Source organism: Pseudarthrobacter sp. NPDC058196, assembly GCF_042882685.1.
Lineage (GTDB): Bacteria > Actinomycetota > Actinomycetes > Actinomycetales > Micrococcaceae > Arthrobacter.
In genome coordinates, this window is record NZ_JBHVVN010000003.1 from 177,031 (window position 1) to 191,178 (window position 14,148).

Genomic DNA, 14,148 nt, shown 5'->3' on the forward strand with positions numbered 1-14,148 from the left:
GTGCCCGCTCGTAGTCTGACAAGACCTAATCGAGGGGGTACGCCATGCATGTTCCGTTCTGTTCCATCGTTCCGCCCTACCTGTTGCGGCGGCTGGCCCGTGAGGCCGCCCCGCAATACTCCGCCGCGGCGAGCGCCGCCAGGAAAGCCCTGGGCCACGTCGAATCGTTCCAGGCTGCACGTGCTCATGGACTGCCGGCCGTCCCTGCCGGTTTGCGCCAGGCACCGCCTGAACCGGTGAAGCGCAGCATTTACCACGCCGGAGGCACCGAAACACTGCCGGGCACCTTGATCCGCGCTGAAGGTGGCGCTCCCTCCGGCGACGCCGCAGCGGATGAGGCCTATGACGGGCTGGGTCATACGCACCGCTTGTATGCCGAGGCCTTCGGACGGGACTCAGTGGACGGACGCGGCATGAAGCTCGATGCATCGGTGCATTTCGGCAAGCTCTACGACAATGCCTTTTGGAACGGCAGCCAGATGGTCTTCGGTGACGGCGACGGCGAGGTCTTCGAACGCTTCACCAAATCCGTCAGTGTCATCGGGCACGAGCTTGCCCACGGCGTCACCCAGTATTCCGCCGGCCTCGCCTACCGGAACCAGGCCGGCGCCCTGAACGAATCGATGTCCGACGTCTTCGGCGCGCTCGTTGAACAGTTCGTCAGGAGACAGCCGGCCGCCGAGGCAAGCTGGCTGATCGGTGAGGGCCTCTTTACGCCCCAAGTCCAAGGTGCAGCGCTCCGCTCCATGAAAGCGCCCGGAACAGCGTACGACGACGACGTGCTCGGCAAGGATCCACAGCCTGACTCGATGGATTCCTACGTCCGGACCAGCGCGGACAACGGTGGTGTCCACATCAACTCCGGCATCCCCAACCGCGCATTCTACCTGGTGGCCAGCGCACTCGGAGGCAACGCTTGGGAAGCGCCCGGCCGGATCTGGTACGAGACACTGACCAGCGGCTCACTGCCGGCTGCCGCCACGTTCACCGTCTTTGCCCGGGCCACGGTGCGCGCAGCCGTGGACCTGTTCGGCGCCGGAACCAAGGAATATGACGCCGTCCGTGGCGCGTGGGAAACTGTGAGGGTCAAGGTTTAGCCACTGTTCCGGCGTGCCGGCCTCCGGCCGCCGGAATGTCCGAAAGCCCAGGGGCCTGCAATGAAGATCACGGTGGAGCGCAGCGGCGGGCTCGCGGCCGTCACCAGGGTATGGACCGTCGATGCCCGGACGGATAGCGACCTCAGCCAGTGGCAGCCCATCCTTGAGGCCTGTCCGTGGGATACGGTTCCCAGCACCAGGCGGGCGGCGGCCGCTGCCATCGAGTCGCCGCAGCCGGACCGCTTCATCTACGCCATCACTGCCGGCCGGCGCAGGGCGGCTCTTCCGGAACAGGCACTCACCGGTCCCTGGCGGATCCTTGTGGACACAGCGCGGGCCGCGGCGGAGGAGTCCGGTGGCGGTCCGCGTGCCGCGGACAGGCCGGACGAGCCCGCCTGACGGCCGGGCTTCGGTCCGGGCCCTGCCGGTTGGTCCGCCGGGCAGCAGTAGACTGTCTGCAGCCATGACTTTTCATATTTCCTATCCCGCCGAGCTGCCGGTTTCCGAGCGCCGCGAGGACCTGATGGCAGCAATCGCCGCCAACCAGGTGACCATCATCGCCGGCGAGACCGGCTCCGGAAAAACCACCCAGATCCCCAAGATGTGCCTGGAACTGGGCTTGGGCGAGAAGGGCCTGATCGGGCACACCCAGCCCCGGCGGCTGGCCGCCCGCACCGTTGCCGAGCGCATCGCAGAGGAACTGGGCGTGGAGATCGGCCAGGAGGTTGGCTTCCAGGTACGGTTCACCGGCGAAGTCAGCAAGGAAACCAAGGTCAAGCTGATGACCGACGGCATCCTGCTCGCGGAGATCCAGCGAGACAAGCTGCTGCGCAAATACAGCACCATCATCATCGATGAGGCCCACGAGCGAAGCCTGAATATCGACTTCATCCTGGGCTACCTCAGGCGGATCCTCCCGCAGCGGCCGGACCTGAAGGTCATCATCACCTCGGCCACCATCGATCCCGAACGGTTCGCCAACCACTTCGGCAGTCCGGACACACCGGCCCCCATCATCGAAGTTTCCGGCCGCACCTACCCCGTTGAAGTACGTTACCGTCCGCTGTCGCAGCCAAAATCGGATCAGGACGACGCCTCGGACGACGAACTTGAGGAGGACCGCGACCCCCTGGACGCCGTGTGCGACGCCGTCGACGAACTGGCGGCCGAGGCCCCCGGGGACATCCTGGTGTTCTTTTCCGGCGAGCGCGAAATCCGTGACGCGGCAGAGGCGCTGCAGTCGCGCATCCAGGCCAACCGCAGGCTGGCCAACACCGAGGTCCTTCCCCTCTTTGCCCGCCTGAGTCTGCAGGAGCAGCACAAAGTGTTCCACCCGGGCAGCAAGCGCCGGATCATCCTGGCCACCAACGTGGCCGAAACATCGCTGACGGTTCCGGGCATCAAGTATGTGGTGGATACGGGCACTGCCCGTATCTCCCGGTATTCGCACCGCACCAAGGTCCAGCGCCTGCCCATCGAGCGTGTCTCGCAAGCGTCAGCCAACCAACGCTCCGGCCGGTGCGGACGCGTTTCCGATGGCATTGCCATCCGCCTCTACTCCGAGGAAGACTTCGAGTCCCGGCCAAAGTTCACGGATCCGGAGATCCTGCGGACCAACCTCGCCGCCGTGATCCTGCAAATGACCGCCATGGGCGTGGCCAAAAGCCCCAAGGACGTCGAGGACTTCCCCTTCGTCGAACCCCCGGAGACGCGGGCCATCAACGACGGCGTCACCCTGCTGCGCGAACTTGGCGCCCTGGCCCCGGCCAGGGCACCGCACACAGCCGGCACCCCGGAGGCCGGCGCCAAGGGCGGGACCAAGGGCAGCGGCCTCACCGCTGTCGGGCACAAACTGGCCCAGCTGCCGGTGGACCCCCGCCTGGGCCGGATGATCGTGGAGGCCGGCAAACGCGGCTGTGTCCGGGAGGTCATGGTCCTGGCCGCCGCCCTCACCATCCAGGACCCGCGGGAACGGCCCACGGACAAACAGCAGCTGGCAGCGGAAAAGCACAACCGCTTCCGCGATGAAAATTCCGACTTCACCGGCTTCCTGAACCTCTGGAACTACCTGCAGGAGAAGCAGCAGGAACTGTCGTCGTCGGCGTTCCGCCGCCTTTGCCGCGCCGAGTTCATCAACTACCTTCGGGTCCGTGAATGGCAGGATCTTTTCGCCCAGCTGCGCCAGCTCGCCCGGCCGCTGGGCATCACCCTGGACAACAAGCGCCTGACGGATCCGGTCGGCAACCATGAAGGGATCCACATCAGCCTGCTCTCCGGGCTCCTGAGCCACATCGGAATCCTGGATGAACGCAAACGCGAGTACGCCGGTGCACGCGGCAGCCGGTTTGCCATTTTCCCGGGCTCTGCGCTGTTCAAGAAGTCCCCCACGTTTGTGATGGCAGCGGAGCTGGTGGAGACCAGCAGGCTGTGGGCACGGGTGGCAGCGAAGTTCGATCCGGTGTGGGCAGAGCAGGTGGCGCCGGACCTGGTGAAGCGCAGCTACAGCGAACCACATTGGTCCACCAAGCAGGGCGCCGTCATGGCGTATGAAAAGGTCACCCTTTACGGCGTGCCCATCATCGCCCAGCGCCGGATCAACTACGGCCGCGTCGACCCGGTGGTGGCCAGGGAGCTGTTCATCCGGCATGCGCTGGTTGAGGGCGACTGGCGCACCCACCACAAGTTTTTCCACCGCAACCGGGCGCTGCTGCACGAGGTCGAGGAACTTGAGGCGCGCATGCGGCGCCGCGACCTGATGGTGGACGATGAGACGCTGTTCGATTTCTATGACGCCCGGATCGGCGCCGACGTGGTGTCCGAGCGCCATTTCGACAAGTGGTGGAAGGAGGCCCGGGCCGATAACCCGGACCTCCTGGACTACGACAAGTCGCTGCTGCTCAGTGATGACGCCGAGGACCTGGACGAGTCCGCCTATCCGAAGACCTGGCTGCACAAGGGCTTCGAACTCCCGTTGACGTACGAGTTCCATCCGGTGGCTCCCGGCGCGTTGCCCGACCCCTCCGACGGCGTCACTGCCGAGGTGCCTGTCCTGTTCCTGAACCAGCTCGACGACGCTCCGTTCCGGTGGCTTATCCCGGGCCAGCGGGTGGAGCTGGTGACTGCCCTGATCAAGTCGCTGCCCAAGCAGGTCCGCAAGAATTTCGTTCCGGCCCCTGACGTTGCCCGCCAGGCGGTGGCCCTCCTTGAAACGGACTTCGACCCCGCAACGGATGAGCTGGAGCCGTCGCTGGAGCTGGCACTGCGGCGCCTCCGCGGCGCGATTATCCCGCCCGGCTCCTGGAACTGGGATGCAGTTCCCTCGCACCTGCGCGTCAGCTTCAAAGTGGTGGACAGCAAGGGAAAGGTCCTCGGCGACGGCAAGGACCTTGCCCTCCTGCAGGAGCAGCTGGCACCCGCAACGCGGCGCGCCATCGCCGAATCACTCGGCGCCACTCCCGCGTCCACAGCGCCCGGCGGTAAAGGCCAGGCGCAGCGCCCGGGAGGCAAGGCGTCCGACGACGGCCCGGCGGCCCGGCAGCAGGCCCCAGGAGTGCCGGGGCAGCGCGCCGCGGCCGGGTTCGTGGAGCAGGACGGCCTGACGGAGTGGAGCTTCGGCGCGATCGAGCGCCGGGTCAGCAGCATGGTCAAAGGCCACACCGTCACCGGCTACCCGGCGCTGGTGGACCAGGGCCAGTCCGTTTCCCTCCGCGTCTTCCAAACCCCGGAGGAACAGCTCGAGGCGGTGCGCGGCGGCGTCATCAGGCTGCTGGCCCTGCGCGTGCCGGCCCCGGACCGTTACGTCCTGGAGCACCTGAGCAACACGGAGAAGCTCACCTTCAGCCAGAACCCGCACGGTTCGGTCTCGGCCCTGATCGCTGACTGCGCGCTGGCGGCCATCGACAAGCTCACGCCGGTGGACCTGCCATGGGATCGCACGGCCTTCGATTCACTGTATGAGGTGGTCCGCGCCGAACTGATCGACACCGTGTTCACCGTGACCGCGGTTGTGGAGCGCATCCTGGCCAGTACCCGCCGGATTGAAAAGCAGCTCAAAGGCACCACCAGCCTGGCCCTGATCAGTGCGTTGAACGACATCAGGAGCCAGCTGGAACAACTGGTTTATCCGGGTTTTGTAGCACGCACGGGTTACGCCCAGCTGAGCCAGCTGCCGCGGTATCTGGCCGCCATCGAAAAGCGGCTGGAGCGGCTGCCGGGGAACGTCCAGCGCGACGCCGTCAATATGGCCGCGGTCCAGCGGCTCGAAGACGACTACGACGACGCCGTCTCGGCGCTGCTGCCCGGCCGCCGCGCCGGCCGGGAGTTAACCCAGGTGCGCTGGATGCTCGAAGAGCTTCGGGTGAGCCTGTTCGCCGTCGAGTTGGGAACGGCGTATTCGGTGTCCGAGAAACGCATCCGCGCCGTGCTTAACAAGGCACTGGCACCGGCCTGAGGGCGCCGTCCAGAGAAGAGGAACCGAATGAAGATCACGCTTGCCCAGGGTCCTGCCGGGACAGAGCTCGCCGGACTGGGCCACGCCCAGCCGGCGCACGTCATGGACAACCATGAACTCGAAGGCATGATGGAAACGAGCGACGAGTGGATCCGGCAGCGGACGGGCATCGTCACCAGGCACATTGTGGCCGAGGGCGAAACCGTGGTGGACCTGGCGGTTCCGGCTGCCCGCATGGCGCTCGTTGATTCCGGGGTCGCCGCAGCGGACATCGACTTGGTGGTGGTCGCTACCACCACCGCGGCGGAGCGGTCCCCCAACACCGCAGGCCGCATCGCCGAGGCACTGGGCCTGGGCCGGGACGGCCGGGGCCCAGGGATCATGGACATCAACACCGCCTGCTCCGGCTTCGAGTACGCGCTCGGCGTGGCTGACCAGGCCATCCGCACCGGAAGCGCCACCCATGCGATCGTGGTCGGGGCGGAAACCCTTTCCGCGGTCACGGACTGGACGGACCGCGCGACGGCGGTGCTGACCGCCGACGGTGCCGGCGCCGCCGTCGTCCGTCCGTCCGCCGCACCGCGGATTGGCCCGGTGGTCTGGGGTTCGGAGGCCGGCATGGCGGACGCCGTGCGCATCTCCCCACCGTCGGGCAGGTTTTCGCAGAACGGCCGGGAGGTCCTCCGGTGGGCGTTGACCAGGGCCCCGGAGCGCGCCCGGGAGGTGGTGGCCCGCGCCGGCCTGGCGATGGACGACATCCAGGTCCTGGCAGCACACCAGGCCAACCTGCGCATTATCGAACCGCTCGCTGAAGCCCTCGGCCTGACAGACCGGATCGTCATCACCGACGTCACCGAGTCCGGGAACACCTCCGCGGCCAGTGTGCCCCTCGGGTTGAGCAAATGGTGGCATGCCGGGCGGATCCCGGAGGATGTCCCCGCGCTGCTGTTCGGGTTCGGCGGCGGCTTTACCTACGCGGGCATGGTGGCGATGACTCCGCGCCGGGGCTGAACCCTACGGAACCTAACCTTCAGGCACGAACTCCCCGTAGCCGGCCGCGCGGAGGCCTCCACGGAGTTTTTCCGCGTTGGCGTCCAGGACGGCGGGGTCCGGGTTCTGGTCTGCGGAGCCGAAGTCGAAGTCGGCCATGCTTTGGGATGGCCATACGTGGACGTGCAGGTGGTTGACCTCGTACCCGGCCACGATCAGGCCGGCCCGCCGGGCGTTGAATATGTCCACCTGCACGGCCCCGATGCGCCGGGCGACCTCCATGACCCGGGCCACGGTCTCCGGCGATGCGTCCGTCCAGCGGTCCACTTCCTCGGTGGGCACCACCAGCGTGTGGCCGTCGGCAAGCGGTCCGGTGGTGAGGAAGGCGGACACGTGGTCCTCACGCCATACGAACCGGCCGGGAATCTCGCCCTTCAGGATCTTGGTGAACAGCGTACTCATGCGTCTGCCTCCTCGGCGGCTGCCTGCAACGTGCCGGTATCCAGCACGAACCGGTATTTTACGTCTCCCGCAACCATTCGGTCGTAGGCGTCATTCAGTTCTCCGGCGGCCACCAGCTCGATGTCGGCCACCACGCCGTGCTCGGCGCAGAAGTCCAGCATCTCCTGGGTTTCGGCGATGCCGCCGATCAGCGATCCGGCGTAGGCTATCCGGCGACGGATCAATGCGCCGGGGTTGACCGGCGGCATGGCCTCGGACGGCAAGCCGAGCTGGAACAGCGCCCCGTCGACCCGCAGGGTCCGGAAGTAGGGGTTCAGGTCGTGCGGGGCGGCAACGGTATCGATAATGAGGTCGATGCTCCGGTCGGCACCGGCCATGGCCGCGTCGTCCCGGGAGAGGACAACCCGGTCCGCACCCAGTTCCAGGGCGGCAGCAGTTTTCGCCTCGGACGTGGTGAACACCACCACGGTGGCGCCCATCGCCTTGGCGAGCTTAACGGCCATGCGGCCCAGTCCGCCGAGGCCCACGACGCCCACGACGTCGCCTTCCTCCACATCGAAGTGCCGCAGCGGAGAGAACGTTGTGACTCCGGCGCACAGCAGCGGCGCGACGGCGGCCGGGTCCAGGGAGCCGGGGACCCGGAGGACGTACCGCCGGTCCACCACGATGGAGGAGGAGTACCCGCCCTGGGTGATGGCGTCGCCGTTCCTCCGGTCCTTGGCACCGTAGGTTCCGGTCATCCCGCTTTCGCAGTACTGTTCCAGGCCGTCCAGGCAGCTCTCGCATTCGCGGCAGGAGTCCACCATGCAGCCCACGCCCACGCGGTCGCCGATGGCGAAGTCGGTGACACCGGCACCAATCCGGCTGACGGTTCCCACGATCTCGTGCCCGGGCACCAGGGGGTAGGCCTGCGTGCCCCACTCTCCCCGGGTGGCGTGCACATCCGAATGGCAGAGCCCGCAGAATTCAATAACGATCTCGACGTCGTCCGGTTTGGGAGTGCGCCGGGCAACGGTCAAGGGCACGAGCCCGCTGTCCCGGGAGGTTGCACCGTAGGCGGCGGCCAGCCGTCCGTCGTCCTCCGCCGGCCGCGAGCCGGCGGCGGGGTCAATGGGTTGGGCGAGGGGCGGCGGCACGGGGCGTCCAGGTGTCATGGTTCGACGCTACCCTTGCCGTCTGCGAAGTTTCCAGCCGGGGCGCCGGGGCCTCCCGGTTCCGGGCCGGTCGCCACCGGAAGGCCGGGGCGGTTGGACCATTCCGAGAACGACCCCGGATACAGGGCAGCCGTGAAGCCGGCCAGTTCCAGCGCAGCCACCTGGTGGGCCGCTGTGACGCCGGACCCGCAGTAGACGGCAATGGGCAGGTCACCGCCGGCCCCGAGGGACTCGAACCTCCGGCGCAACTCTGCCGGCGGCAGGAAGTGCCCGGAGCCGTCCACATTGTCCGCCGTGGGCGCGCTGACCGCTCCCGGAATGTGCCCGGCCCGCGGATCAACAGGTTCCACCTCGCCCCGGTACCTCTCCCCCGCCCGCGCATCGAGCAACAAGCCGTGACCGGACCAGGTGGCGGCAGCGCCGGCGTCGAGCACCAACATCCGGCCAGCGCCCAGGTCCACGTCGCCGCGCACGGGCTGGACGGGCCCGGATTCAAGGGGCAGGCCGGCCTTTCGCCAGGCGGCCAGGCCGCCGTCGAGCAGGTATGCCTCGGTAAACCCCGCGTTGCGCAGCATCCACCAGAGCCTGGCGGCCGCCATGTTGGCGCTGTCATCGTAGGCGACCACGACGTCGCCGTTCCGGATCCCCCACCGCCGCGCCGCCTCCTGGAACTGCCCGGCGCCAGGCAGCGGGTGCCGCCCGCAGTCCGGAATGGCCGGATCCGCAAGCTCAGTGGCCAGGTCAACGAAGACAGCTCCCGGCAGGTGCTCCCGCAGGTAATGCTCGTGACCGCGGGGGTCCCCGAGCACCCAGCGGACATCCAGCAGGACTGTTCGGTGGCCGGCGGCGAGCCGCGTCTCGAGGAGGGAGACATCCATCAGCGGGTTCATGTGCACTCCTTCTGCGGATCCGGGCCGCGGGCTCAGGCTTGGTATGTGGATCTTGCCAACGGATCCCACTCTAAGCGCGCCGCGGCTGCCCGCGCGGGTAGGCTGGTCCGGTGAAGATCGAGGGCAGCGCAGACGCGGACGGCAGCCGCCGCAGCGGGGCAGACAGGAAATGGGCAGACAACGCCATCCGGACCATCAGGGCGGAAAACAACCGGTCGGCAGACACCCATCTCTACGCGGTGCCGTTGCCGGAGCAGTGGGGCATCCAGCTCTACCTCAAGGACGAATCCACCCACCGTTCCGGCAGCCTCAAGCACCGGCTTGCGCGGTCCCTGTTCCTGTTCGGCCTGGTCAACGGCTGGATCCGCGAGGACACCACCATCGTGGAAGCCTCCAGCGGCAGCACTGCAGTATCCGAGGCCTACTTCGCCCGGTTGCTGGGGCTGCCTTTCATCGCGGTGATGGCCCGCACCACCAGCCAGGAAAAGATTGCGTTGATCGAACAGTTCGGCGGGTCCTGCCTCCTGGTGGAGAACGCCTCGGATGTCTATGCTGTGGCCGAAGACGTGGCGGCCACCTGCAACGGACACTACATGGACCAGTTCACTTATGCGGAGCGGGCCACCGACTGGCGCGGCAACAACAACATCGCCGAGTCGATCTTTGGCCAACTTGGCCTGGAACAGCATCCGGTGCCGGACTGGATCGTGGTGGGCGCGGGCACCGGCGGAACCAGTGCCACGATCGGCCGCTACTTGCGCTACCACAGCCATCCCACCCGTCTGCTGGTGGTGGACCCCGAAAACTCGGCCTTCTACCCCGGCTGGCTGGCGGACACGGCTGAACAGCCCACCGGCCTGCCGTCACGCATCGAAGGCATCGGCCGGGCGCGGATGGAGCCAAGCTTCATCCCCACGGTGATCGACCGGATGGTCCAGGTACCTGACGCGGCGTCCGTCGGCGCCATGCGGCACCTGGACTCCTACGCCGGCCTGCACGCCGGCCCGTCCACCGGCACCAATCTTTGGGGTGTCTGGCAAACAGTGGCCCGGATGCTGTCCGACGGCCGGCGGGGCAGCATTGTGTCGTTGATGTGCGACGGCGGCGAGCGCTATGCGGGCAACTACTACAACCCGGAGTGGCTGGCGTCGCAGGGGCTGGATCCAGCGCCCTACGAGGCCGTGATCTCACGGTTCCTCGACACCGGCGAGTGGACGGCGGACTAGACCTCCACGGACTCGCGGGCAGCCAGATGCCTGTACTCGGTGCCATACTTCGCGCCGATCCGCTGCACATGGCCCTCAATGATGCCCAGCCCGATCTCATTGAGCAGGCCGTCATGGATCTGGAACGCCCGCGGTGCCCGCACGCCGATGACGAAGTCCACTACCTCTGCAGATTTGCTCCACGGTGCGTGCAGCGGCACCAGCAGGGTCTTCACGCTGAGGCCATCCGGGATGATGAATGAATCTCCCGGGTGGTAGACGTTGCCGTCCACCAGGTAGCCGATGTTCGCCACCATGGGGATCTGGGGGTGGATCAGGGCGTGCTGTCCGCCGAAGCTGCGGATCTCGAAGCCTGCAACCTGGAACGAGGACCCCGGTTCAACAGTGTGGATCCTACCGGCGGCGCCGGCGGCCTCCCCGCGCAACTGGGCTGCCACGGACCCGGGCGCGTACAGCGCCAGGTCCTGGTTGCCGGTGAGGGCGTCCACCACGGCCTTGGTGTCCAGGTGGTCCTGGTGCTCATGGGTCACCAGGACGGCGTCGGCCCCGGCAAGGGCCTCGGCTGATTCGGAGAAGGTGCCCGGATCCAAGACCAGGACCCCGGATTCCTTCTCTAGCCGGACACAGGCGTGGGTGTATTTGGTCAGCTTCATGGCGCCAGCCTAGGGCGCGTCCCGGAACCGTGTCCACGCGGCGCCGGCTGGTAATCTTGGTGTTTGCCCCCCACGGAAGCGAGTTTGTCCATGCCGACCGGCGTCAAGGCTGATTCCGCCGCCCCATCCCCGGCAGGAGGCGGCAAAGAACAGCGCGTTACCAAGCAGCGCAAGGCCGTCAGCGCGGCCCTGGACGACCTCGATGACTTCGTCAGCACGCAGGAGCTCTACCGGATCCTGCACAACCAGGGCGTGTCCGTCTCACTCGCCACGGCCTACCGGATCCTCCAGTCCCTCGCGGATGAGGGTCTGGTGGATGTGCTGCGCAATGGCGACGGCGAGGCCGTATACCGGCGCTGCAACGTCACCGTGCACCATCATCACCTCCTCTGCAGGAACTGCGGCAAGGCCGTGGAGGTGGAGGCGCCCGCCGTCGAAACCTGGGCAGCGCGGACAGCGGCCGAACATGGTTTCACTGAGGTGGACCACACGGTGGAAATTTTCGGGCTGTGCCCGGACTGCACCGCCCTTAAGGCTGCCGGGCAGCTGTAAGGACCCTGCCGTTGATTCCGCGGGAGGCCCGCACGGAACCGATAACGCGGCACACCACGTAGATCAGGAATGACAACGTGGTGACGTAGGGGCTGATTGGGATCCGGCCGCCCAGGGCCAGCAGGATTCCGCCCACCGTCGCGGTGACGGCGAAAAGAACACTCAGGATGACCACCCATACCGGCGATGACGTGACCCGCAGTGCAGCAGCCGCAGGAGTGATCAGCAGTGCGAGCACCAAGAGGGCCCCCACCACCTGGATGGACAGGGCCACACTGACGCCCAGCAGGATCATGAACACGATGGCCAGGGTGCGCACGGGAACTCCCCGCGCCTCCGCAAGCTCAGGGTCGATGCTGGCGAAGTTCAACGGCCGCCAGATGGCCAGCAGTGCGAGCATCACCACGAGGGCCGCCCCGGCCAGCGCCTGGAGCTGTACGGTGTCCACGGAGACGATTTGGCCCGTGAGCAGCCCGAATTTGTTCGCTGCACGGCCTTGGTAGAGGGACAGGAACAGGATTCCCAGGCCCAGCCCGAACGGCATGATCACGCCGATGATCGAATTCTTGTCCCGGGCCCGGACGCCCATCAGGCCCAGCAACAGTGCTGCCGCCACTGATCCGATCAGCGAACCGAAGACCACGTCCGCGCCGATGAGCAGGGCAAAGGCCGCACCCGCGAAGGAGAGCTCGGAAATGCCATGGACCGCGAAGGCGAGGTCGCGCTTCATGACGAAGGTTCCGACCAGCCCGCCCAGGAGCCCGAGGACCGCGCCGGCCCAGATCGAATTCTGGACCAGGACAAGCAGCTCGCCGTAGTTGTCGAAGTTGAAGATGGCCCCCAGGATGCTGTTGGCGTCCATCACGCCACCTCCCCGGCCAGGGCATCCGCCCCGGCATGATGATGGTGCGTGGTGGCATCCGGCAGTCCGACGACGACGATCCTGCCGTTGGCGTGGATTACCTCCACGTGGCTGCCGTACAGGTCCGAGAGCACTTCCGTGGTCATGACCTCCTCCGGCGTTCCTACCCGGAAACGTCCGCCGGCCAGGTACAGCACCCGGTCCACGTAGTCGATGATCGGGTTGATCTCATGGGTGACGAAGACGACTGCGCTGTTCTTCTCGTGGCTTTGCTTGTTGATGAGCGCACTGACTGCCTGTTGATGGTGCAGGTCAAGGGACAGCAGCGGCTCGTCGCAGAGCAGAACCTGGGGATCAGTGGCCAGCGCCTGCGCGACCCGCAGCCGCTGCTGCTCGCCGCCGGAGAGCTGGCCCACCGGCACCTTGGCGTAGTCGGTGGCCCCTACCAGTTCAAGGAGCTGGTCCACCCGCCGGTTGGTTTTCCCGGCGGACAGCCGGACGCCCCAGCGGTGGCCGTCGACCCCCAGCCCCACCAGGTCGCGGGCGCGCATGGGCGTGTCCACCGGAAATGATTTTTGCTGCGGGATGTAGCCGATCAGGCTGCTGCCGCGCTCGACGGGACGGCCACCCAGCATGGCTTGCCCCGCGTGCAGATTTTGCAGGCCCAGGAGGACTTTCAGGAAGCTGGTCTTGCCGCTGCCGTTCGGGCCCAGCACGGCGAAGAACTCGCCCGGCCGGATCTCAAGGTCAAGGTCGGACCAGAGCGTCCGCTGGCCGAACGCAAGCCCGGCCCCCTTGAGGCTGACAACGGAATTCACCTGTTGGCCTCCACGACTTTGCTGATGTTGTCCACGTTGTCCGTCATCCACTGCAGGTAGGTCTTGCCGTCGGGCAGGGTCTCGTTGAAATCCACCACCGGAACGCCGGCAGCCTCCGCCGCCTTCTTCAGCGCCTCGGTCTGCGGCCCTTCGGTCTGGGCGTTGTAAGCCAGCAGGCGCACGCTCTTGGAGGTCACCAGGTCAGTGGCTTCCTTCAGGACGGCAGGCGGAACATCGCTTCCCTCTTCAATCGCAGCAGTGTATTGCTCCGGTGTGGCGTTCTCCAAGCCCGCGTCCTCCAGCAGGTACAGCGGTACCGGCTCCGTCACCGCAACCTTCCCCCCTGCCGCGGCAGCTTTCACGGAGTCCAGCCTGCCGTTCAGGGCGGACAACGAAGATTTGAACGAGGCTGCGTTGGAAGTGAAGGTGGCCGCGGAGGCCGGGTCCAGCGTGCCGAGCTTGCCGGCGATGCTGTCGGCCATCCGCTCCATGGCCGTCAGGTTGTACCAGACGTGTTCGTTGAAGTCGCCGTGATCATGAGTGTCGGTGGCGGCAGGAGTGGGCGCCGTGGCCTGGGCCGTGGCATCCTCCGGGTGGGCAAGGCCGGAGACCTCGACGGCGGTGAGGACGGCCGAGCTGTCCAGCTTGCTCCCCTCCACCAGGGTGTGGAGGAAGTCGTCATAGCCCCCGCCGTTTTCGATGACCAGCTGCGCCTTTGAAACGGCGAGCCGGTCCTGCGCGGTTGCCTCATAGGAGTGCGGATCCTGGGCCGTGTTGTTGATGATGGCGGTGACCTTCACCTTGTCGCCACCGATCGTCCTGGCGATGTCCCCGTAGACGTTCGTTGACGCGACGACGTTGAGGCCGGCCCCCGGGTCCGGTGCCTGTGCGGACTGCGGGCTGCATGCACTGAGCAGGAGGCCAAGCCCCGCGAGGGCGGCAACGACGGAGCTGGCGGCGGCATTACGGCGCACGGGAGATACCTCAGTTCACA

The 14,148-nt window shown here is 66.9% G+C and carries 13 protein-coding genes; 6 read left to right on the forward strand and 7 right to left on the reverse strand.

Features of this window, described 5'->3' with window-relative positions; translation table 11 throughout:
- Nucleotides 1-44: 44 nt before the first annotated feature.
- The 4 genes from ACFVVC_RS05875 (at nt 45) to ACFVVC_RS05890 (ending at nt 6,558) form a co-directional block, all read left to right on the forward strand.
- Complete coding sequence (locus ACFVVC_RS05875) at nt 45-1,097, forward strand: M4 family metallopeptidase (RefSeq protein WP_387450132.1); 1,053 nt, start codon at nt 45-47, stop codon at nt 1,095-1,097.
- A gap of 60 nt (nt 1,098-1,157) precedes the next feature.
- Complete coding sequence (locus tag ACFVVC_RS05880) at nt 1,158-1,496, forward strand: protealysin inhibitor emfourin (protein WP_387450134.1); 339 nt, start codon at nt 1,158-1,160, stop codon at nt 1,494-1,496.
- Nucleotides 1,497-1,560: 64 nt separating this feature from the next.
- Nucleotides 1,561-5,547: an ATP-dependent RNA helicase HrpA gene (hrpA, locus tag ACFVVC_RS05885; RefSeq protein ID WP_387450136.1), complete on the forward strand. Its 3,987-nt coding sequence runs from the start codon at nt 1,561-1,563 to the stop codon at nt 5,545-5,547.
- A 27-nt stretch (nt 5,548-5,574) separates the two neighbouring features.
- A complete protein-coding gene (locus ACFVVC_RS05890; RefSeq protein ID WP_387450138.1) occupies nt 5,575-6,558 on the forward strand; it encodes a beta-ketoacyl-ACP synthase III in 984 nt (327 codons plus the stop codon).
- Between the two features lie 12 nt (nt 6,559-6,570).
- Here ACFVVC_RS05890 and ACFVVC_RS05895 read toward each other — a convergent pair whose 3' ends face one another.
- From ACFVVC_RS05895 to ACFVVC_RS05905, 3 genes are read right to left on the reverse strand one after another with little or no spacing between them, the layout of a single operon-like run.
- Nucleotides 6,571-6,999 carry an HIT family protein gene (locus ACFVVC_RS05895; protein WP_387450140.1) on the reverse strand — a complete coding sequence of 143 codons (429 nt, stop codon included), beginning with the start codon at nt 6,997-6,999 and terminating at the stop codon, nt 6,571-6,573.
- Nucleotides 6,996-8,153 (reverse strand): NAD(P)-dependent alcohol dehydrogenase, encoded by a 1,158-nt coding sequence (locus ACFVVC_RS05900; RefSeq protein WP_387450142.1) that lies wholly within the window; start codon nt 8,151-8,153, stop codon nt 6,996-6,998. Before ACFVVC_RS05900 ends, ACFVVC_RS05895 begins: the two co-directional genes overlap by 4 nt.
- The gene (locus tag ACFVVC_RS05905) at nt 8,150-9,043 is read right to left on the reverse strand and encodes a sulfurtransferase (RefSeq protein ID WP_387450143.1); all 894 of its coding nucleotides are present in this window, start codon (nt 9,041-9,043) and stop codon (nt 8,150-8,152) included. The genes ACFVVC_RS05900 and ACFVVC_RS05905 overlap by 4 nt, the downstream gene beginning before the upstream one ends.
- 110 nt (nt 9,044-9,153) lie before the next feature.
- On the opposite strand from ACFVVC_RS05905, the gene ACFVVC_RS05910 reads away from it, so the two are divergent.
- Nucleotides 9,154-10,269, forward strand: a complete 1,116-nt coding sequence (locus ACFVVC_RS05910) for a PLP-dependent cysteine synthase family protein (protein ID WP_387450145.1) — start codon at nt 9,154-9,156, stop codon at nt 10,267-10,269.
- Here ACFVVC_RS05910 and ACFVVC_RS05915 read toward each other — a convergent pair.
- The gene (locus ACFVVC_RS05915) at nt 10,266-10,922 is read right to left on the reverse strand and encodes an MBL fold metallo-hydrolase (RefSeq protein ID WP_387450147.1); all 657 of its coding nucleotides are present in this window, start codon (nt 10,920-10,922) and stop codon (nt 10,266-10,268) included. The genes ACFVVC_RS05910 and ACFVVC_RS05915 overlap by 4 nt on opposite strands.
- Before the next feature lie 90 nt (nt 10,923-11,012).
- Between ACFVVC_RS05915 and ACFVVC_RS05920 the strand changes: the two genes are divergently transcribed.
- On the forward strand, nt 11,013-11,474 hold the full coding sequence (locus ACFVVC_RS05920; RefSeq protein ID WP_387450424.1) for a Fur family transcriptional regulator: 462 nt from the start codon (nt 11,013-11,015) through the stop codon (nt 11,472-11,474).
- On the opposite strand, the gene ACFVVC_RS05925 is transcribed toward ACFVVC_RS05920, so the two are convergent.
- The 3 genes from ACFVVC_RS05925 to ACFVVC_RS05935 are packed head-to-tail and all read right to left on the reverse strand — an operon-like array spanning nt 11,452 to nt 14,128.
- Entirely contained in the window at nt 11,452-12,336 is an 885-nt protein-coding gene (locus ACFVVC_RS05925; RefSeq protein ID WP_387450148.1) for a metal ABC transporter permease, read from the reverse strand. The two genes, ACFVVC_RS05920 and ACFVVC_RS05925, sit on opposite strands and share 23 nt — an antisense overlap.
- Nucleotides 12,336-13,154, reverse strand: a complete 819-nt coding sequence (locus ACFVVC_RS05930; protein WP_387450150.1) for a metal ABC transporter ATP-binding protein — start codon at nt 13,152-13,154, stop codon at nt 12,336-12,338. The genes ACFVVC_RS05925 and ACFVVC_RS05930 overlap by 1 nt, the downstream gene beginning before the upstream one ends.
- Entirely contained in the window at nt 13,151-14,128 is a 978-nt protein-coding gene (locus ACFVVC_RS05935) for a metal ABC transporter solute-binding protein, Zn/Mn family (RefSeq protein WP_387450153.1), read from the reverse strand. The genes ACFVVC_RS05930 and ACFVVC_RS05935 overlap by 4 nt, the downstream gene beginning before the upstream one ends.
- Between the last annotated feature and the right edge of the window lie 20 nt (nt 14,129-14,148).